Here is an 18235-nt window from a genome sequence, read left to right on the forward strand (position 1 = left end):
AGATTCGCCCGTTCGTCGCCGAGTACGGTGCCCAGCACGGTGTGACCTTCTCGTAGGTTCTGCGCGTCCGGTGCGCAGACGCGTTCGTGCTCCACCGATGCGGCCGGCAGTCCGACGCCATCGGCGTGTACCACGAGGGGCGTCAGATGCTCGCCGAAGAGCTCGGCGTGGATCCCGGTCCCATGATGAGCGAGGTCTACCAGGGCATCCTGACCGGTCAGCCCTTACTGCGGTGCGCCGCATGACCGTATGAGTTCAGGCTCGTGTACATCACCGCGCCCGCGATCCACATCGTGGCGACGACCGCCGGGCTGTCACGCAGCAGCACCGAGAGTCCCGTCAGCGCAACGATGAAGGCCGCGAGCGACAGCGAGGGCCGAGGTCGTTGCCACGCCGACCGCGCGGCGACGACCTCGTCGATGACTTCCTCGACGATCTCGGCGACCCGGTCGTCGATCACATCGCCGAAGCGGTCGATGAAGAGTTCCATGTCGCCCTGGGTCGCCCCCGCGGGCCCGGTGATGTCACCCGCCGTTGAATGCTGCGTCTTCATGTCCACAACTCTGGCCCACCCGGCTCCCGATGGCAGTTATGCCCACCCACGGTCCAGGGGTGGGTTATCCCTACCCCAAGGTGGTCGGTTGTCCTCGTGTCGCCGTGGACCGGTGCCTGAGTACCGTCCTGAACGGGAGTTGGAGCACGAGCTGAGGGGCGCCGCATGGTTCAGGCACACGAGTACGATGATCACGCATCACGCATGGCGCCGGAGCCGGAGTTGAGTGACGACACAGCTGTGAACGGCGACCGTGGCAACCGGCCGTCGGGTTTCGCGGTACCGCCCAATCCCTACCGGGCACTGGTGACCCCACAACTGTGGCGTGCCTGTGCCCACCTGGCCACGGACGGCCTCATGGCGCTCGCCGGACTGGCCGTGCTGGTGACGCTCGGCATCGCCCTGTGCCTGGTACCCGTCGGCCTGACCGGCGTACCGCTGGTGCTCGTCGCGGGCTGGGCCCTGCACCGGCTCGGCGTCGCCGAACGGTACCGCTGGGCCGCGATCCACGGGCTCGACTTCCCGGAGCAGCCCCGGCCCTCCCTGTCCGGGCCGCTGCTGCGGTCGGCGGTCTCGCTGGCGAACGACCGGTCGACCTGGCGGCTCATCGCCTATTTCGCCGTTCTGGCGCCGCTGTCGCTGGTGACGTTCCTCGCCGTCCTGCTGGTGTGGGGCGTCCCCTTGGCACTGGTCCTGCTGCCGGCGTACTACACGCGACTGTCCTCCGGCCGGGCCGCCCTCGGTCCCCTGACCGTCGACGACCCGGGTACCGCCCTGCTGGTCGCAGCCCTCGCGCTGCTGGTGTGCGCCACGCTCTCACCCCTGGTGGTCCGGGCGCTGCTGGCCGTCGACGTACTGCTCGCCCGTACGCTGCTGGCCTCGCCCCGGGACATGGAGCTAGCCAAGCGGGTGGAGTACCTGACGGAGAGCCGTGCCCGCGTGGTGGACGCCGCCGAAGCCGAACGGCGCCGGATCGAACGGGATTTGCACGACGGCGCCCAACAGCGTCTGGTAGCCATGACGATGACGCTGGGGCGAGCCCGCTCCCGGCTCAAGGACACCGGGCAGGACGCGGCCCTGGAGCTCGTCGAGGACGCCCGGCGCAGTGCCCAGGAGGCCATCATCGAGCTGCGCGACCTCACCCGAGGACTGCACCCGCCGGTGCTCACCGACCGTGGCCTGGACGCCGCGCTGTCCGCTGTGGCCGCCCGCTCGCCGATCCCGGTGACGGTCGACGTCCAGGTCACCCCCCGGCCGTCGGCCACCATCGAGGGCATCGCGTACTTCGTGGTGACCGAGGCCCTGACCAATGTCGCCAAGCACGCCGGGGCGACCACGGCGTGGGTCGTGATCCGCCGGGCGGGAAACCGGCTGATCACGACCATCGGCGACGACGGCACCGGCGGCGCGAAGGTGGCACCGGGCGGCGGACTCGCCGGGCTGGCCGACCGGGTCTCCGGAGTCGACGGCCAGGTGCGTGTGACGAGCCCGTCCGGTGGACCGACCCTGATCGAAGTGGACATGCAATGCGCATAGTGATCGCCGAGGATTCCGCCCTGCTGCGGCAAGGCATCGTCCTGCTGCTCGAAGAGCAGGGGATCGACGTGGTGGACGCGGTGGGTGACGGCGAGGCGTTGCTGCGCTCCGTGGCCGAACACCAGCCGGACGTCTGCGTCGTCGATGTCCGGATGCCGCCGACCTTCGTCGACGAGGGGCTGCGCGCCGCACTGGTGATCCGAAACCGCTGGCCGGACATCGGTGTGCTGGTGCTCTCCCAGTACGTCGAGCAGAGCTACGCCATCGACCTCATCGACAGCGCCACCAGCGGCGTCGGCTACCTCCTCAAGGACCGGGTCTCCGACGTCGACGAGTTCGTCGCCGCCCTGGGGCGCGTCATGGCCGGCGACACCGTCCTGGACCCCGAAGTGGTCAAGCAAATGTTCGCGCGCAGCCGCCGGCAGGACCCGATGGCCACCTTGTCGCCGCGGGAACGAGAGGTCCTCGCGGCGATGGCCGAGGGACGGTCCAACGGGGGAATCGCCACCCTGCTGGTCATCGGCTCGGCTGCCGTCGAGAAACACATCCGCAGCATCTTCCTGAAATTCGGCCTGCATCCAGAAGACGGCGAACATCGCCGAGTGCTCGCTGTCCTACGTTACTTGGGAGCCTGACATCAGTACGCCGCCGCACAAGAAGCACCGCTGGATCCTCGTCCTCGGCCTGGCCGTCCTCGGCATGATCGTCGTCGCGGGTGCCTGGCTGGTCACCATCGTCCTGCCGGCCCGGGAGGACTACTCCTCGACCAGCACCGTGAATGCCGCCGACAGCACCTTGCTGCGCGTCGACACCGACGGCGCGGGCGTCACGCTGCGCGCCGGCAACGACTCCTCCGTCCATGTCGCAGCGACCGGCGACTACACCGACACCCGCCCGGAGGTGTCGGCCGTCGCCTCCGGGGCGACGACCACGGTGTCCGCGTCCTGTGCCGGCAGCTGCTCGCTGAGGCTGGAGATCACCCTGCCGGCCGGCCTCGCCACGGAGGTGAGCTCGGGAGCGGGGGAGATCACCGCCAGCGATCTGACCGGGCGACTGGCTCTGAACACCAAGGCCGGCGCCATCAACGTCACCAACCCCGGCGGGCCACTGGTCCTGCACAGCGGCAGCGGCCAGATCGTGGTGGCGGGCGCCAAATCCCCCCGGTTCGACGCCACCACCAAGGAGGGCGAAGTCCGGGCCGCGTTCACCACGGCGCCCACGACCACGAACGTGACCACCGACCAGGGCGGCGTCGACCTGGCCCTGCCGCCCCACGCCGGCTACTACGTCGAGGCCAACAGCGAGAGCGCCACACCGCAGATCAGCGTGCCGGTGGACCGCAACGCCAAGAACACGGTCACCGTGAAGACGGGCAGCGGAGGGGTGGACATCCACTGAGCCGCCGGTCCGAGCCCCCGCCGACCTTGGTCGGCGGGGGCTCGGTGGTTGTTCAACCCGGCGTCGGCCCGTGCGACCGGAGAGCGTACGCGGCAGCGAATCCCTCCGGCACGGCCACATCGCCGAGAGTCCAGCCCTGCGCGACGGCATCCGGTCGGAGGATCCCCTCCACGTCCACGCCCACCGGTGCACCGGTGATCCCGATCAACATGAGATCGCCGCTGTGCGAAAGCGAGAGGTGCACCCCTCCACCGTCCACCGCAGGACGGCCGGGCGGGCCGCCACAGGAGGGGCAGGGCTCTCGAACCAGCTGCACCGCACCGGGCGCGAGACCGGCAGCAACGGCTCCCTGACCGAGCGAATACACGGTCCACAGGGACAACGTGCCGTCGTACGTGTCGCAGAGCGCGGCACGGCGCACATCCTCAGGCCGTCCTCCGAGGATCAACTCGGCCGGGAACTTGAGTGCGGACATGTTGATCATTCGGCAAGTCCGGTGCTGCTTCGCGCATGTTCACTAGACAACAAACAAGCCCCAGGTCGCTGACCTGGGGCTTTGTTATGGAGCGGATGACGGGAATCGAACCCGCGCTATAAGCTTGGGAAGCTCATGTTCTACCATTAAACTACATCCGCACGCGGACCGGTTGTGCTGGATCCGTATCGTTGCTCACTCTACCTCATGATCGACCCCCGGTGAATTTGCCGCGGGGTCGTTGTCGTGTGTGGTGTGCACGGGGGCGTGTGGGCGCGGGAGTTGGGGCGTACCGTGTGGGTGCGGAGCGGCGGCTGGAGTGGGTGCGGATCATCCCCTAATGTGGCGATTCGTCGCAGTACGGCTCGTTGGGGAAAGGGACTCGATGGAGCACACCGTCGTCCGTTGTGCCGAAGGGCACGTTTTCAGTACCGCCTCCTTCCCGCTGCAGCACCTCGGTGCCGGCCGGATCGGGCCCGGGCGGCTGCTGCGGTGTCCGCGCTGTGCGCGGCTCCGGCAGGCCGTGCCCGTGGGTGGCCTGAAGCGATAGCGAGCAGGACGGGGCGCGCGGGCGCCGCTCTCGATTGGGGGTGGCCCGCGTGCCTGCGTATCCTCGGGACGTGCTTCTCTCTGATAAAGACATCCGGGCCGAGATCGACAGCGGACGGGTTCGCATCGACCCGTTCGAGGAATCGATGGTGCAGCCCTCCAGCATCGATGTACGTCTCGACCGGTTCTTCCGGGTCTTCGAGAACCACCGGTACGCGCACATCGACCCCGCGGTCGAGCAGTCCGACCTGACCCGGATGGTCGAGCCGGAGGGGGACGAAGCCTTCATCCTGCACCCCGGTGAGTTCGTGCTCGCCTCCACGTACGAGGTCATCTCGCTGCCCGACGACATCGCCTCCAGACTGGAGGGGAAGTCCAGTCTGGGCCGCCTCGGCCTGGTGACGCATTCGACCGCCGGCTTCATCGACCCGGGATTCTCGGGCCACGTGACCCTGGAGCTGTCGAACCTCGCCACGCTGCCGATCAAGCTCTGGCCGGGTATGAAGATCGGGCAGCTGTGCATGTTCCGCCTCAGCTCGCCCGCCGAGTTCCCGTACGGCAGCGACCGCTACGGGTCCAGGTACCAGGGGCAGCGCGGGCCGACCGCCTCGCGCTCCTTCCAGAACTTCCACCGCACTCAGGTGAGGCACGAGGCATGAGTGAAGTACGCGAGAACCTGACCTACGAGGGCTTCGGGCGCGCCGTCCGCGAGCTGGCGCAGACGATCGCCGACGACGGCTACGAGCCCGACATCATCCTGAGCATCGCCCGCGGGGGTGTGTTCGTCGCAGGCGGGCTGGCGTACGCCCTGGACTGCAAGAACATCCACCTGGTGAACGTCGAGTTCTACACCGGTGTGGGCACCACGCTGGAGATGCCGGTCATGCTGGCGCCCGTGCCCGAAGCGATCGACTTCACCGCCAAGAAGGTGCTGATCGCCGACGACGTCGCCGACACCGGCAAGACGCTCAAGCTGGTGCACGACTTCTGCCTCGGCCACGTCGCCGAGGTGCGCTCGGCCGTCATCTACGAGAAGTCGCATTCGCTCGTGCAGTGCGAGTACGTGTGGAAGCGCACCGACGACTGGATCGAGTTCCCCTGGTCGGTCCAGCCGCCCGTTGTGAAGCGTGAGGGTCAGATCCTCGACGCCTAGCACGCCTAGCAGAGATGCAGGAAGGGCCCGCCGCGCAGGTTGCGCGGCGGGCCCTTTTCGTTCGTGTGGGCTAGATCGTGCCCAGCTTGATGATCGACAGGAGTGCGATCAGCTGGATCGCCGACGCGCCCAGTGCCTTCGGCCACGGCAGGTCGTGCGACTTGCTGACCAGGGACGTGAAGAGCGCTCCGGCAGCCACCCAGGTGGCCCAGCCCAGGACCTGGACCACGCCGTTGTCGCCGCCCAGGAACACGGCGAAGAGCAGGCGGGGGGCGTCCGTCAGCGACATGATCAGCATCGACATGCCGACCGTCGGCTGCCAGGAGCCGTCGCCGCCCAGCTGGCGGGCCAGGGTGTGGGTGACCGCGCCCAGGATCAGGCCGCAGATGACGAAGGCCACGCCGGCCGACAGGACGATCGGGACGGCCTTCGCCAGGGTCGCGTTGATCACGTCCTTGCGGGCGTCGTCGAGGCCGAAGACCGCGAGGAGCCCGTAGAGGAAGGTCACGGTCAGCGCCGGACCCCAGACGGCGTAGTCGCGCATCTGGAGGAAGGTCTGCCCCGGCCGCATCACGATGCCGCGGAGCAGCTCCTTCCACGGCAGCCGCGGCCCCGCCGGGGCGGCAGCGGCCGCGCCCGCCTGGTAGGTCGCGCCCTGGTTGTACGGGTCCTCGCCGACGGCGAAGACCTGCGTGTGCCCCGGGTTGTCGTTCGTGTACCCGCCGCCGCCACCGCCACCGCCTCCGCTGCCGCCTCCGTGACCGTACGGGGGCTGCTGCGCGTGCTGCTGCTGCCCGTACGGGTCGAAGTACTCGGGCTCGCCGTGGCCCCCGGCACCCGGCTGCGGCCACTGCTGTTGCGGGGGCGGGCCGCCGGCGGGCGGGTAGGGCTGCTGGCCGTACGGCGGCGGTTGCTGCTGACCGTACGACTGCTGCTGCTGCGGGGGTTGTTGCGGAGGGCGGTTGTTGTCCCGGCCGCGTCCGATCCTGAATCCAGCCACGTGATCGAACGTACCTGGTCCGGCGGGCCCTTGTGGACGGGCGGCCGGAACACGGGGCCTTTGCGGCTGACCTGTGACATCCCCTAGGGGAACCCCCGGGGGGTGGTCCTGGCCCCGGTTCGATGTCCGGTTTACGTGGCTGCGCTGCGTTCTGTCGCTGTTCGTTACGTTGCCGACGGAATACGCACATATCGGGTCCGTAGCTTCGTATCTGTCGCCGCCACGCCGAGACACGAGAAGAGCCTCCCATCATGCGCAGCACCCGCCGTACCACCCTTCGTACCGCCGCCGTAGTCGCCGGCGCGGGCGTCGTTCTGGCCCTCCCGGTCGGGTCCGCCTTCGCGGACTCCCCGGCCGTCCCCGAGCCGGGGGTGCTGCCGGGCATCGAGCAGCCGAAGACCGACCCGTCCGTCGAGCCGTCCGTCGAGCCGTCCGTCGAGCCGTCCGTCGAGCCGTCCGTCGAGCCGTCCGTCGAGCCGTCCGTCGAGCCGTCCGTCGAACCGTCGGTCGAGCCGTCCGTGCCGCCGACCACGCCTCCGACGACGCCTCCGGTCAAGCCGACCCCGGGCCCCCGCGCGTTCGTGACCACCGTGAAGCTGGCGGACGGCTCCGTGGCCAAGGTCTACAAGATCAGCGGCAACCACTTCGAGGCGGACATCCACGCCGGCTCCACGAAGCTGGACACGCTGGTCAGCAAGGGCGGGGCAGCGGCGTACGGGCAGAACAACGGCCTGCACGTCGTACTCCACCCGAACGGCACCGTGACCTCGTGGATCGAGGGCGAGCAGAAGCCGAACCCGAAGCCCGAGGTCAAGAAGGAGAGCTCGGTCCGGCTCACCATGCCCGACGGGCGGATCGCCAAGCTGGTCGACGGAGCGAACGGCAAGCGCGTCGAGATCTCCACGCCGAAGGGCAAGGCCCTCGGCACGATCGACCTGAAGCGTCCGAGCACGCAGTACGACGGCTGGACGTACAAGCTCGTCCAGGACGGCAAGCGCGTGAAGTTCGTCGTCATCGACGGCAAGGGCGGCGGGAACAGCTGGGTGTTCGACTTCAACGGCAAGCTGATCGAGCAGTACAAGGCCGACGCGGCGAAGAAGGACACGAAGGCGGACGTGAAGAAGGACGCCGGCGCCATCGTGCCGAAGGGCGGCGTGAAGGCCGGTGCGGAGGGGGTCACCCCGGCTGCGTCGGAGACCCCGGCGCTGCTCGCCGCGGGCGGCGGCATGGCCGCGGTGGGTGCGGCCGGGCTCGGCTTCGCGATGCTGCGGCGTCACCGCGCCTGACCCCTTGCGGGGGGCCGGGCATGCAGGAACGGCCGGTCCCCCGAGTGGGGGACCGGCCGTTCCGGTGTTGTGCGGCTGTGCCGAGGGCCTACTTGGTGTCCTCGGGCTTCGCCTCGGGCTTCGCCTCGGCCTCGGCCGGAGCTTCTACCTTCGGCGCGGGCTCGGCTTCTGCAGGCGCGGCGGCCTGCTCCGCCTGTGCCTCCGGCTCGGCCTCGGCCACGGCGTCCGCCGGGGCCTTCGCCTCGGCTTCGGCCTTCGCCTTGGCTTCCGCCTCCGCCTCCGCCTCAGCGTCGGCCTTGGCCTTCGCTTCGGCCTCGGCCTCGGCCTTGGCCTTCGCTTCCGCCTCGGCCTTCGCCTTGGCTTCCGCCTCGGCCTTCGCCTTCGCGGCGGCCTCCTCGGCTGCGGCTGCGGCTGCGGCTGCAGCGGCGACGGCCTCGGCCTCCGCGGCCGCCGCGGCGAGTTCCGCCTCCGTCGGTTCCGGGGCCTTCACCGACTCCAGCAGCAGCTGGGCCACGTCCACGACCTGCACGGACTCCTTCGCCTGGCCGTCGTTCTTCTTGCCGTTGACCGAGTCGGTCAGCATGACCAGGCAGAACGGGCAGGCGGTCGAGACGATGTCGGGGTTCAGGGACAGGGCCTCGTCGACACGCTCGTTGTTGATGCGCTTGCCGATCCGCTCCTCCATCCACATCCGCGCGCCACCGGCGCCGCAGCAGAAGCCCCGCTCCTTGTGGCGGTGCATCTCCTGCTGCCGCAGCCCCGGCACGGCCGACATGATCTCGCGCGGCGGCGTGTAGACCTTGTTGTGCCGACCCAGGTAGCAGGGGTCGTGGTAGGTGATCAGGCCGTCGACCGGCGTGACCGGCGTCAGCCGGCCCTCGTCGATCAGGTGCTGGAGCAGCTGCGTGTGGTGGATGACCTCGTACTCGCCGCCCAGCTGCGGGTACTCGTTCGCGATGGTGTTGAAGCAGTGCGGGCAGGTCGAGACGATCCGCTTCGCCGACTTCGGCTTCTTCGTCGCCGGGTCCTCGTCGTCCTCGCCGAACGCCATGTTCAGCATGGCCACGTTCTCCTGGCCGAGCTGCTGGAACAGCGGCTCGTTGCCCAGGCGGCGCGGCGAGTCACCGGTGCACTTCTCGTCGCCGCCCATGATCGCGAACTTGACGCCCGCGATGTTCAGCAGCTCCGCGAAGGCCTTGGTCGTCTTCTTGGCCCGGTCCTCCAGGGCGCCGGCGCAGCCGACCCAGTAGAGGTAGTCGAACTCCGAGAGGTCCTCCGCGTCCTTGCCGATGATCGGGACCTCGAAGTCCACCTCCTTGGTCCACTCGACGCGCTGCTTCTTCGCGAGGCCCCAGGGGTTGCCCTTCTTCTCCAGGTTCTTGAGCATCGTGCCCGCCTCCGACGGGAACGCGCTCTCGATCATCACCTGGTAGCGCCGCATGTCGACGATGTGGTCGATGTGCTCGATGTCGACCGGGCACTGCTCCACGCACGCACCGCAGGTCGTGCAGGACCACAGCACGTCCGGGTCGATGACGCCGTTCTCCTCGGCCGTCCCGATCAGCGGGCGCTCGGCCTCGGCGATCGCGGAGGCGGGGACGTCCTTCAGCTGCTCGGCCGTGGCCTTCTCGTTGCCCTCCATGTCCTTGCCGCCGCCCGCGAGCAGGTACGGGGCCTTGGCGTGCGCGTGGTCGCGCAGCGACATGATGAGCAGCTTCGGGGACAGCGGCTTGCCGGTGTTCCAGGCCGGGCACTGCGACTGGCAGCGACCGCACTCCGTGCACGTGGAGAAGTCGAGGATGCCCTTCCAGGAGAACTGCTCGACCTGGGAGACGCCGAAGACATCGTCCTCGCCCGGCTCCTCGAAGTCGATCTCCTTGCCACCGCTGGTCATCGGCTGGAGCGCGCCCAGCGCGACCGCGCCGTCGGCGTTCCGCTTGAACCAGATGTTCGGGAAGCCGAGGAAGCGGTGCCAGGCGACACCCATGTTGGTGTTGAGCCCGACCACGATCATCCAGATCAGCGACGTGCCGATCTTGATCATCGCGGTGAAGTAGATGGCGTTCTGGAGCGCGCTCGCCGAGAGCCCCTTGAAGGCCAGGACCAGCGGGTACGACACGAAGTAGGCCGGCTCGTACGACTCCACGTGGTGGATCGCGCCCTCAAGACCGCGCAGGCACAGGATCGCCAGGCCGATGGTGAGGATGACGTACTCGACGAAGTACGCCTGCCAGGCCTTCGAGCCGGTGAAGCGCGACTTGCGGCCCGCCCGCGAGGGCAGGCTGAGCAGGCGGATCGCCATCAGGACGACGATGCCGACGACCGTCATCAGGCCGATGAACTCGATGTAGAGCTCGAACGGCAGGAAGCCGCCGATGATCGGCAGCACCCAGTCGGCCTCGAACAGCTGGCCGTAGGCCTGGGCCAGCGTCGGGGGCAGCGTCAGGAAGCCGATCGCGACGAACCAGTGCGCGAAGCCGACGATGCCCCAGCGGTTCATGCGGCTGTGGCCGAGGAACTCCCGGACGAGGGTGAGCGTTCGGGCCTTCGGGTCGTCCGTACGGCTGCCGGCCGGCACGGGCTGGCCGAGCTTCACGAAGCGGTAGATCTGCGCCACGGCTCGGGCGAGCAGCGCGACGCCGACCACGGTCAGGACCAGCGACACGATGATCGCGGCGAGTTGCATGGGAGGGCTCCTCGGGCGGCACTTACTAAGCGGTAACTTATGAAGTCAAGGCTTGAGGTTACCCATTCCCGACGCCGCAATGTAGCCGAGCGTGCGGTGATCTGTGTCGCTCAGGCGAGCCTTTGTCTGTAGGCCGCCCGCGGGGTCTGCGCAAGGATCGCGAGGTCCATCCCGAGCCAGTGGTTCTCCACATAATGCCGGTCGAGCAGCGCCATCTCCTCCCAGGGGAGGTCCGAACGCGCGCTCACCTGCCACAACCCGGTCATTCCGGGCCGCACGAGGAGCCGGTCGGGGCGGTCCGTACGGGGCTCCGGGCGCGGCCCCACCAGGGACATCTCGCCGCGGAGCACGTTGAGCAGCTGGGGGAGCACGTCGAGGGCGCAGCGGTCCAGCGCCTCGCCGAGGCGGCCCGTGCCGTCGGTGCGCAGCCGCCACGTGCGGAACGGCCGTCCGGCCAGGCCGGCCGCGGGCTCCCGTACGAAGGGGTGCCCGCCCTGGGTCGCGCACAGCAGTGCGGTGACGGCGGCGAGCGGCAGCCCGAGCACTGCGAGCAGGGTCACTGCCCCGACGAGGTCGAGCACCCGCTTCGCCGGTGGGGCGGCGGGTACCCGTACCCGCGGAGCGGTGAGTGTGAGGGGCATGCCAGCACGCTCCCGCATGCGGGTGGTGGTCCCGGGGTGCCGCGCGGCGGTGGTGACCCGTTCGGCCGCCCCGCCGCTGCTGGACGGTTCAGCCCCTCCGGCGTTTGAGGAGCGGGGTCTGGGGCGGAGCCCAGGGGCCGTGCCGGGCCTGGGCCCGAAGGTTGCGCGTAAGCGGCAGCTAAAGGTTGAGCCGACCACGCTCAGCTCTGTTGACGCCAGCGCAGCGATACGGCATCTTTGAGTCTGTTCCACTCAAGTCAGCTGGAGGAATCGAAATGGCACGTGCGGTCGGCATCGACCTGGGCACCACTAACTCCGTCGTCAGCGTTCTGGAAGGCGGCGAGCCCACCGTCATCACCAACGCCGAGGGCGCCAGGACCACGCCGTCCGTCGTCGCCTTCGCCAAGAACGGCGAGGTCCTCGTCGGCGAGGTGGCCAAGCGCCAGGCGGTCACGAACGTGGACCGGACCATCCGCTCCGTCAAGCGCCACATGGGCACTGACTGGAAGATCAACCTGGATGGCAAGGACTTCAACCCGCAGCAGATGAGCGCCTTCATCCTGCAGAAGCTGAAGCGCGACGCCGAGGCGTACCTGGGCGAGAAGGTCACGGACGCGGTCATCACCGTCCCGGCCTACTTCAACGATTCCGAGCGTCAGGCGACGAAGGAGGCCGGCGAGATCGCGGGCCTGAACGTCCTGCGCATCGTCAACGAGCCGACGGCCGCCGCCCTGGCCTACGGTCTCGACAAGGACGACCAGACCATCCTCGTCTTCGACCTCGGTGGCGGCACCTTCGACGTGTCGCTCCTGGAGATCGGCGACGGCGTCGTCGAGGTGAAGGCCACCAACGGTGACAACCACCTCGGTGGTGACGACTGGGACCAGCGCGTCGTCGACTACCTGGTGAAGCAGTTCGCCAACGGCCACGGCGTCGACCTGTCCAAGGACAAGATGGCGCTCCAGCGTCTGCGCGAGGCCGCCGAGAAGGCGAAGATCGAGCTGTCCTCCTCCACGGAGACCTCGATCAACCTGCCCTACATCACGGCTTCCGCCGAGGGCCCGCTGCACCTGGACGAGAAGCTCACGCGCGCCCAGTTCCAGCAGCTGACCGCGGACCTCCTCGACCGCTGCAAGACCCCGTTCCACAACGTCATCAAGGACGCCGGCATCCAGCTGTCCGAGATCGACCACGTGGTCCTGGTCGGCGGCTCCACCCGTATGCCGGCCGTCGCCGAGCTCGTCAAGGAGCTCACGGGCGGTCAGGACGCCAACAAGGGCGTCAACCCGGACGAGGTCGTCGCCATCGGCGCGACGCTCCAGGCCGGTGTGCTCAAGGGTGAGGTCAAGGACGTCCTGCTCCTCGACGTGACCCCGCTGTCCCTCGGCATCGAGACCAAGGGCGGCATCATGACCAAGCTCATCGAGCGCAACACCACGATCCCGACCAAGCGGTCCGAGATCTTCACGACGGCCGAGGACAACCAGCCGTCCGTGCAGATCCAGGTCTACCAGGGTGAGCGCGAGATCGCGGCGTACAACAAGAAGCTCGGCATGTTCGAGCTGACCGGCCTGCCGCCGGCCCCGCGTGGCGTCCCGCAGATCGAGGTCTCCTTCGACATCGACGCGAACGGCATCATGCACGTCACGGCCAAGGACCTCGGCACGGGCAAGGAGCAGAAGATGACCGTCACCGGCGGCTCTTCGCTCGGCAAGGACGAGGTCGACCGCATGCGCCAGGAGGCGGAGCAGTACGCGGACGAGGACCTCCGTCGCAAGGAGGCGGCCGAGTCCCGCAACCAGGGCGAGCAGCTCGTCTACCAGACGGAGAAGTTCGTCAAGGACAACGAGGACAAGGTCCCGGCCGACGTCAAGACCGAGGTCGAGGCCGCCGTCTCCGAGCTGAAGGAGACGCTGAAGGGCGAGGACACGGCCGAGATCCGCACCGCGACCGAGAAGCTCGCCGCGGTCAGCCAGAAGCTCGGCCAGGCCCTCTACGCCGACGCCCAGGCCGCTCAGGGTGCCGCCGGTGACGCGGGCGCCGAGGGTGCCCACCAGGCCAAGGCCGACGACGACGTCGTCGACGCCGAGATCGTCGACGACGAGAAGCCGAAGGGTGGCGCTGCCTGATGTCGGAGGAGACCCCGGGCTTCGACGAGAAGCCCGAAGTCCCCGCCGACGCCGCTCAGGACGACGCCGAGCCGAAGGCCGCCGACTCCGCCGACAAGGCGGAGGGGGCGGCCCCGGCCGGGGACACCGCACAGGCCGCAGGCCAGGAAACAGCCCTGCTGGCGCAGCTGGACCAGGCCCGTACGGCGCTCTCCGAGCGCACCGCGGACCTCCAGCGGCTCCAGGCGGAGTACCAGAACTACCGCCGCCGGGTGGACCGGGACCGGGTCACGGTCAAGGAGATCGCGGTCGCGTCCCTCCTGACGGAGCTCCTCCCGACCCTGGACGACATCGGCCGGGCACGGGATCACGGCGAGCTGGTCGGCGGCTTCAAGTCGGTGGCCGAATCGCTGGAGACGGTCGCCGCCAAGATGGGCCTGCAGCAGTTCGGCAAGGAGGGCGAGCCCTTCGACCCGACGATCCACGAGGCCCTGATGCACTCGTACGCGCCGGACATCACGGAGGACACCTGCGTGGCGATCCTTCAGCCGGGGTACCGGATCGGCGAGCGTACGATCCGTCCCGCACGGGTCGCGGTGGCCGAGCCCCAGCCGGGCGCGGCCCCCAAGTCCGAGTCCGCGGAGGGCGAAGCGCCGTCGGACAAGGACGCGGATGCCCCCGACAAGGGCTGATGCACCACACGTAGAGGCACGAGAGGAGGGACACCGGGGATGAGCACGAAGGACTTCGTCGAGAAGGACTACTACAAGGTCCTCGGTGTCCCGAAGGACGCCACCGAGGCCGAGATCAAGAAGGCGTACCGGAAGCTCGCGCGCGAGTTCCACCCGGACGCCAACAAGGGCGACGCCTCCGCCGAGGAGCGCTTCAAGGAGATCTCCGAGGCGAACGACATCCTCGGCGACGCGAAGAAGCGCAAGGAGTACGACGAGGCCCGCGCGCTGTTCGGCAACGGGGGCTTCCGCCCCGGTCCGGGCGGCGGCGGCTCGTTCAACTTCGACCTGGGTGACCTCTTCGGGGGCACCCAGCCGGGTGGCGGCCAGGCGGGCGGCTTCGGCGGCGGCCTGGGCGACGTCTTCGGCGGCCTCTTCAACCGCGGCGCCGGCGCCGGTGCGGGAACCCGTACCCAGCCGCGCCGCGGCCAGGACATCGAGTCGGAGGTCACCCTCTCCTTCACGGAGGCGGTGGACGGGGCCACGGTCCCGCTCCGGATGTCCTCCCAGGCGCCCTGCAAGGCCTGTTCGGGCACCGGCGACAAGAACGGCACCCCCAGGGTGTGCCCGACCTGCGTCGGCACCGGCCAGGTCTCGCGGGGCAGCGGCGGCGGCTTCTCGCTGACCGACCCGTGCGCGGACTGCAAGGGCCGCGGCCTGATCGCGGAGACCCCCTGTGACGTCTGCAAGGGCAGCGGGCGGGCCCGCAGCTCCCGGACCATGCAGGTCCGGATCCCGGCGGGCGTTTCCAACGGCCAGCGGATCCGGCTGCGCGGCAAGGGCGCGCCGGGCGAGCGCGGAGGTCCCGCGGGTGATCTCTACGTGGTGGTGCACGTCGATTCCCACCCGGTGTTCGGCCGCAAGGACGACAATCTGACGGTCACCGTGCCGGTGACGTTCGCGGAGGCGGCACTGGGCGCCGCCATCAAGGTCCCGACCTTGAACGGCCCCTCGGTGACGCTGAAGCTGCCCCCCGGCACCCCGAACGGGCGTACGATGCGGGCCCGCGGCAAGGGCGCTGTCCGCAAGGACGGCACCCGCGGCGACTTGCTGGTTACGGTGGAGGTCGAGGTCCCGACCGAGCTGTCGGACAAGGCCCGCGACGCGCTGGAGATGTACCGCGAGGCGACGGAGTCGCACGACCCGCGCTCCGCGCTGTTCGAGTCCGCGAAGGGAGCATGAGCATGGACGGCCGCCGACGAACCTCCCGCTTGGGGAATGGGTACCAGCTCACCGACGAGACCCCGGTCTACGTGATCTCGGTGGCCGCCCAGCTCTCGGGTCTGCACCCGCAGACCCTCCGCCAGTACGACCGCCTCGGCCTGGTCTCCCCGGACCGTACGGCCGGCCGCGGCCGGCGCTACTCGGCCCGTGACATCGAGCTGCTCCGCACGGTGCAGGCGCTGTCCCAGGACGAGGGCATCAACCTGGCGGGCATCAAGCGGATCATCGAGCTGGAGAACCAGGTCGCCGCGCTCCAGCAGCGCGTGGCCGAGCTCTCCGCCGCGGTGGACGGTGCGGCGGCCACGCTGCAGGCCCGCGAGGCCCAGGTGCACGCCTCGTACCGGCGCGACCTGGTCCCGTACCAGCCTCCGCAGCCGGGCAGTGCCCTGGTGGTCTGGCGGCCGAGCCCCAAGCGCCCGATGGACTGACGCCGGACGCGTGCCGGTGCTCGGTGTACACCTTCAGGCTCCGCCCCTCCCAGGGCGGGGCCTGAGGCGTTTTCCGAGGCGTTCCTAGAGGCCTTCCGGGTCCAGGTCCTCGGGGTCGCAGGGCTGTCCCGGGTCGCAGGGCCGGGTGAGGATGCCGGACTGGGCGATGAGGTAGCCGAGCTGGGCGCGGCTGCCGCTGCCGAGGGTGGTGGCGAGTTTGGCGATGTGGGCGCGGCAGGTGCGGACGTTCATGCCGAGGCGGCGGGCGATGGCCTCGTCGACGTGGCCCTCGATGAGCAGCTGGGCGATGCTCCGCTGCACGCCCGAGATCCCGCCGGGGGTGCGCCGGTAGGTCACTTCCTGCTGGAGGGGCACGGCGCGGTGCCACAGCTGCTCGAACACCTTGATGAGGTAGTCGACCAGCCCCGGGTGGCGCAGTTCCAGGGCGACCCGCCGGTCGTCGCTCACCGGGATGAAGGCGACCGTGCGGTCGAAGATGATGAGGCGCTCTATCAGTTCCTCGAGCGTGCGGATCTCCACCTTGCCCGTGGAGATCCGGTCCACGTAGGCGAGCGTGCCCTGGCTGTGCCGTGCGGTGTGCTGGTAGAGGGTCCGTATGCTGACCCCGCGGTCGATCAGCGGCTGGTCGCGTTCCAGGGCCTGGGTGAGGGCCTCGGAGGGCCGGGCGCCGCCGGGCTGGACGGTGAGCACCTCGGTGTGGCATTCGGCCGTCGCGAGGTTCAGCGCGGCGTTGATCCGCTCGAAGCCCTCCAGCACCGTGATGGCGTGGGTGTTGGCCGGGCTCTGTGCGCTGATGGCCAGGAAAGGCTCGAAAGTGTCGGTGAGATCTACAGCGCTGCGTCGGCGATCCTGGATCTCACGTTCAATCGGATGGAGCCGTTGAGCCAATGCGACGGACGGGGGAACCGGGCGCAGCTGGTTCGCGTCATCCGGGTCGGGCTGCAGAAGGGCGAATTCAAGCAGGCAGGGGGCGTTCTGGATCTCGCTCCGGGCGATCCGGCCCGTGCTCAGCGCAGTGGCGTACAGCCGTGTTCCCTCACCGCACATGGACGTGACGGGGTGAGGATGTGTCGGCTTTGTCCCGTTTCGCGTCAAATCTCCACCCCCCAGGGTCCTGAACATGCAAGAACATGATGCATCGTCCCTGTGGCATTGACGTGCCTGAATGAGCCATCGTCTGTCACGCGGGGGAGAGGATTCCATCAAGTGAGGACGAAGCCGACCATGTTCAAGAGAATGCTTCGCTCGGTGCTTGCCATAGGTTTCTCCGCCGTTGCGGTTTTTGGGGCAGTCAGCGCCGTCGAAAGTGACGCGGGGAGCGCTAGGGGCGGTCAGGGCACGACTCTGACGAGCACCGAGTTCGACACGGGCTGGACCACGGCGCCCGCGGGTAAGTACGCGGACACCGGCTGGACCAGCGGCCAGCTGGGCGGCACCGATACAGGGTGGACCGACGCACCTGTGACGGTGTCCGCGTGACCCCCGACGACCGCGGCTTCCGCCGCGAGATGGCCTCCGCCTACCGCTCGGGGTGGCAGTTCATCGATCTCGCCACGGCCATTCCCCACCCTGGCGACTCGTTGATGGTCACCCTGTTCGGCCAACCGATCGTCATCGTGCGCGAGGAGGACGAGGACGTACGTGCCTACCGGTGCCTGCGCCGCCCGCGGGGCGCGCCGCAGCCCGTCCGCTGCGAGGTGCGCTACGGAATGGTCTTCGTCAATCTCGATCAGCGCGACCACCAGCTCTTCGAACCCGATATCACCACCGCCACCCCCCGCAGTGCCTGAAGCGATTCCCCCGTCGTCCCAGATCGCTCAGGCGCTACCCCCACACAACGGCGCCATCGTGGACCTGACCACGATGGCGCCGTTGTGATGTCCGCGTCCAGGTGCCGAACCGGACAAGATGAAGAATCAACGTCGTGGGGGGTGTCCCCCTAAGCGCGCCCCATGGCCCGGTCCAGGGTGATCTCCATGACCACCCGGTCCGGATTGGGCGACGGCGTGCGCCCGTACCGCTGCGCGTAGCGCGCCACCGCGTCGGCGACCGACGCCTCGTCCGTACGGATCACCGCGCGGCCCTCCAGGGTGGCCCAGCGGCGCCCCTCCATCTGGCAGACCGCGACCCGCGCGCCCCCCGGCTGCACGGCCTGCGCCGCCAGGATGTTGCGGACCTTCTTGCTGTGCTTGTTGCTGATCACCCGGGCCAGTCCGGCCTCCGGGTCGTACGTCACGCCCACCGGCACCACGTGGGGCGTGCCGTCGGGACGCGGGGTGGTCAGCGTGCAGACGTGCCGCTCCTGCCAGAAGGCGAGGTACTCGGGCGTCGGGTTGAGTACGTCATGGGACATGGGCCGAAGAGTACGGGCCCATGGCACCCTCACCTGTCTTGAGTGGAATAGACTCAACTTTGCGTACGCTGACTCTGTCAGAGTGAGACGTAC

General features: G+C 69.1%; 19 protein-coding genes and 1 tRNA gene. 12 read left to right on the forward strand and 8 right to left on the reverse strand.

Going from position 1 to position 18235, the window contains the following annotated elements:
* Positions 1 to 86 precede the first annotated feature (86 nt).
* Positions 87 to 245, forward strand: a complete 159-nt coding sequence (locus tag ACZ45T_RS20570) for a BTAD domain-containing putative transcriptional regulator (RefSeq protein WP_468443238.1) — start codon at positions 87 to 89, stop codon at positions 243 to 245.
* Here the strand turns inward: ACZ45T_RS20570 and ACZ45T_RS20575 are convergent.
* The gene (locus tag ACZ45T_RS20575; RefSeq protein ID WP_468443240.1) at positions 218 to 553 is read right to left on the reverse strand and encodes a hypothetical protein; all 336 of its coding nucleotides are present in this window, start codon (positions 551 to 553) and stop codon (positions 218 to 220) included. The two genes, ACZ45T_RS20570 and ACZ45T_RS20575, sit on opposite strands and share 28 nt — an antisense overlap.
* Before the next feature lie 306 nt (positions 554 to 859).
* Between ACZ45T_RS20575 and ACZ45T_RS20580 the strand changes: the two genes are divergently transcribed.
* From ACZ45T_RS20580 to ACZ45T_RS20590, 3 genes are all read left to right on the forward strand, one after another.
* Positions 860 to 2089: a sensor histidine kinase gene (locus tag ACZ45T_RS20580; protein ID WP_468443242.1), complete on the forward strand. Its 1230-nt coding sequence runs from the start codon at positions 860 to 862 to the stop codon at positions 2087 to 2089.
* Positions 2080 to 2724 carry a response regulator transcription factor gene (locus ACZ45T_RS20585; RefSeq protein WP_384395178.1) on the forward strand — a complete coding sequence of 215 codons (645 nt, stop codon included), beginning with the start codon at positions 2080 to 2082 and terminating at the stop codon, positions 2722 to 2724. The genes ACZ45T_RS20580 and ACZ45T_RS20585 overlap by 10 nt, the downstream gene beginning before the upstream one ends.
* Positions 2725 to 2788: 64 nt before the next feature.
* Positions 2789 to 3487: a DUF4097 family beta strand repeat-containing protein gene (locus tag ACZ45T_RS20590; protein ID WP_384395180.1), complete on the forward strand. Its 699-nt coding sequence runs from the start codon at positions 2789 to 2791 to the stop codon at positions 3485 to 3487.
* A 52-nt stretch (positions 3488 to 3539) separates the two neighbouring features.
* Here the strand turns inward: ACZ45T_RS20590 and ACZ45T_RS20595 are convergent, their stop codons facing one another.
* Positions 3540 to 3971 carry a hypothetical protein gene (locus tag ACZ45T_RS20595; protein ID WP_468443247.1) on the reverse strand — a complete coding sequence of 144 codons (432 nt, stop codon included), beginning with the start codon at positions 3969 to 3971 and terminating at the stop codon, positions 3540 to 3542.
* Between the two features lie 78 nt (positions 3972 to 4049).
* A tRNA-Gly gene (locus ACZ45T_RS20600) sits at positions 4050 to 4123 on the reverse strand.
* A 459-nt stretch (positions 4124 to 4582) separates the two neighbouring features.
* Between ACZ45T_RS20600 and dcd the strand changes: the two genes are divergently transcribed.
* Both dcd and ACZ45T_RS20610 read left to right on the forward strand, forming a co-directional pair.
* Positions 4583 to 5170 carry a dCTP deaminase gene (gene dcd / locus ACZ45T_RS20605; RefSeq protein ID WP_468443258.1) on the forward strand — a complete coding sequence of 196 codons (588 nt, stop codon included), beginning with the start codon at positions 4583 to 4585 and terminating at the stop codon, positions 5168 to 5170.
* A complete protein-coding gene (locus ACZ45T_RS20610; protein ID WP_468443260.1) occupies positions 5167 to 5664 on the forward strand; it encodes a phosphoribosyltransferase in 498 nt (165 codons plus the stop codon). The genes dcd and ACZ45T_RS20610 overlap by 4 nt, the downstream gene beginning before the upstream one ends.
* Before the next feature lie 70 nt (positions 5665 to 5734).
* Here ACZ45T_RS20610 and ACZ45T_RS20615 read toward each other — a convergent pair whose 3' ends face one another.
* Positions 5735 to 6664: a Yip1 family protein gene (locus tag ACZ45T_RS20615; protein ID WP_468443262.1), complete on the reverse strand. Its 930-nt coding sequence runs from the start codon at positions 6662 to 6664 to the stop codon at positions 5735 to 5737.
* Positions 6665 to 6915: 251 nt separating this feature from the next.
* Here ACZ45T_RS20615 and ACZ45T_RS20620 point away from each other — a divergent pair, with 251 nt between their 5' ends.
* Entirely contained in the window at positions 6916 to 7950 is a 1035-nt protein-coding gene (locus tag ACZ45T_RS20620) for a hypothetical protein (RefSeq protein ID WP_468443264.1), read from the forward strand.
* An 88-nt stretch (positions 7951 to 8038) separates the two neighbouring features.
* On the opposite strand, the gene ACZ45T_RS20625 is transcribed toward ACZ45T_RS20620, so the two are convergent.
* The gene (locus ACZ45T_RS20625; protein WP_468443266.1) at positions 8039 to 10636 is read right to left on the reverse strand and encodes a heterodisulfide reductase-related iron-sulfur binding cluster; all 2598 of its coding nucleotides are present in this window, start codon (positions 10634 to 10636) and stop codon (positions 8039 to 8041) included.
* A gap of 110 nt (positions 10637 to 10746) precedes the next feature.
* The gene (locus tag ACZ45T_RS20630) at positions 10747 to 11277 is read right to left on the reverse strand and encodes a sugar transferase (RefSeq protein WP_468443268.1); all 531 of its coding nucleotides are present in this window, start codon (positions 11275 to 11277) and stop codon (positions 10747 to 10749) included.
* Positions 11278 to 11552: 275 nt separating this feature from the next.
* Between ACZ45T_RS20630 and dnaK the strand changes: the two genes are divergently transcribed.
* Genes dnaK through ACZ45T_RS20650 form a run of 4 tightly spaced genes read left to right on the forward strand, consistent with a single transcriptional unit; the run spans position 11553 to position 15768 of the window.
* The gene (dnaK, locus tag ACZ45T_RS20635) at positions 11553 to 13406 is read left to right on the forward strand and encodes a molecular chaperone DnaK (RefSeq protein WP_468443270.1); all 1854 of its coding nucleotides are present in this window, start codon (positions 11553 to 11555) and stop codon (positions 13404 to 13406) included.
* Positions 13406 to 14077 carry a nucleotide exchange factor GrpE gene (gene grpE / locus ACZ45T_RS20640; RefSeq protein WP_468443272.1) on the forward strand — a complete coding sequence of 224 codons (672 nt, stop codon included), beginning with the start codon at positions 13406 to 13408 and terminating at the stop codon, positions 14075 to 14077. Before dnaK ends, grpE begins: the two co-directional genes overlap by 1 nt.
* Before the next feature lie 39 nt (positions 14078 to 14116).
* The gene (gene dnaJ / locus ACZ45T_RS20645) at positions 14117 to 15298 is read left to right on the forward strand and encodes a molecular chaperone DnaJ (protein WP_468443274.1); all 1182 of its coding nucleotides are present in this window, start codon (positions 14117 to 14119) and stop codon (positions 15296 to 15298) included.
* A gap of 2 nt (positions 15299 to 15300) precedes the next feature.
* Positions 15301 to 15768: a heat shock protein transcriptional repressor HspR gene (locus ACZ45T_RS20650; RefSeq protein WP_468443276.1), complete on the forward strand. Its 468-nt coding sequence runs from the start codon at positions 15301 to 15303 to the stop codon at positions 15766 to 15768.
* Between the two features lie 84 nt (positions 15769 to 15852).
* Here the strand turns inward: ACZ45T_RS20650 and ACZ45T_RS20655 are convergent, their stop codons facing one another.
* Positions 15853 to 16911: a helix-turn-helix transcriptional regulator gene (locus ACZ45T_RS20655; RefSeq protein WP_360902515.1), complete on the reverse strand. Its 1059-nt coding sequence runs from the start codon at positions 16909 to 16911 to the stop codon at positions 15853 to 15855.
* A gap of 386 nt (positions 16912 to 17297) precedes the next feature.
* On the opposite strand from ACZ45T_RS20655, the gene ACZ45T_RS20660 reads away from it, so the two are divergent.
* A complete protein-coding gene (locus tag ACZ45T_RS20660; RefSeq protein WP_051734285.1) occupies positions 17298 to 17579 on the forward strand; it encodes a Rieske (2Fe-2S) protein in 282 nt (93 codons plus the stop codon).
* A 149-nt stretch (positions 17580 to 17728) separates the two neighbouring features.
* Here ACZ45T_RS20660 and ACZ45T_RS20665 read toward each other — a convergent pair whose 3' ends face one another.
* On the reverse strand, positions 17729 to 18142 hold the full coding sequence (locus ACZ45T_RS20665) for a pyridoxamine 5'-phosphate oxidase family protein (protein ID WP_468443278.1): 414 nt from the start codon (positions 18140 to 18142) through the stop codon (positions 17729 to 17731).
* Positions 18143 to 18235: the final 93 nt, after the last annotated feature.

It is taken from the genome of Streptomyces sp. NPDC030995 (assembly GCF_055571215.1).

Coding starts and splice junctions, on each gene's coding strand:
- dnaK (WP_468443270.1), top strand. CDS start 11,553: ATGGCACGTGCGGTCGGCATCGACCTGGGCACCACTAACTCCGTCGTC.
- ACZ45T_RS20590 (WP_384395180.1), top strand. CDS start 2,789: ATGATCGTCGTCGCGGGTGCCTGGCTGGTCACCATCGTCCTGCCGGCC.
- ACZ45T_RS20620 (WP_468443264.1), top strand. CDS start 6,916: ATGCGCAGCACCCGCCGTACCACCCTTCGTACCGCCGCCGTAGTCGCC.
- grpE (WP_468443272.1), top strand. CDS start 13,406: ATGTCGGAGGAGACCCCGGGCTTCGACGAGAAGCCCGAAGTCCCCGCC.
- ACZ45T_RS20630 (WP_468443268.1), bottom strand. CDS start 11,277: ATGCCCCTCACACTCACCGCTCCGCGGGTACGGGTACCCGCCGCCCCA.
- ACZ45T_RS20575 (WP_468443240.1), bottom strand. CDS start 553: ATGAAGACGCAGCATTCAACGGCGGGTGACATCACCGGGCCCGCGGGG.
- ACZ45T_RS20595 (WP_468443247.1), bottom strand. CDS start 3,971: ATGATCAACATGTCCGCACTCAAGTTCCCGGCCGAGTTGATCCTCGGA.
- ACZ45T_RS20660 (WP_051734285.1), top strand. CDS start 17,298: ATGGCCTCCGCCTACCGCTCGGGGTGGCAGTTCATCGATCTCGCCACG.
- ACZ45T_RS20655 (WP_360902515.1), bottom strand. CDS start 16,911: ATGTTCAGGACCCTGGGGGGTGGAGATTTGACGCGAAACGGGACAAAG.
- ACZ45T_RS20610 (WP_468443260.1), top strand. CDS start 5,167: ATGAGTGAAGTACGCGAGAACCTGACCTACGAGGGCTTCGGGCGCGCC.
- ACZ45T_RS20585 (WP_384395178.1), top strand. CDS start 2,080: ATGCGCATAGTGATCGCCGAGGATTCCGCCCTGCTGCGGCAAGGCATC.
- dnaJ (WP_468443274.1), top strand. CDS start 14,117: ATGAGCACGAAGGACTTCGTCGAGAAGGACTACTACAAGGTCCTCGGT.
- ACZ45T_RS20625 (WP_468443266.1), bottom strand. CDS start 10,636: ATGCAACTCGCCGCGATCATCGTGTCGCTGGTCCTGACCGTGGTCGGC.
- ACZ45T_RS20650 (WP_468443276.1), top strand. CDS start 15,301: ATGGACGGCCGCCGACGAACCTCCCGCTTGGGGAATGGGTACCAGCTC.
- ACZ45T_RS20665 (WP_468443278.1), bottom strand. CDS start 18,142: ATGTCCCATGACGTACTCAACCCGACGCCCGAGTACCTCGCCTTCTGG.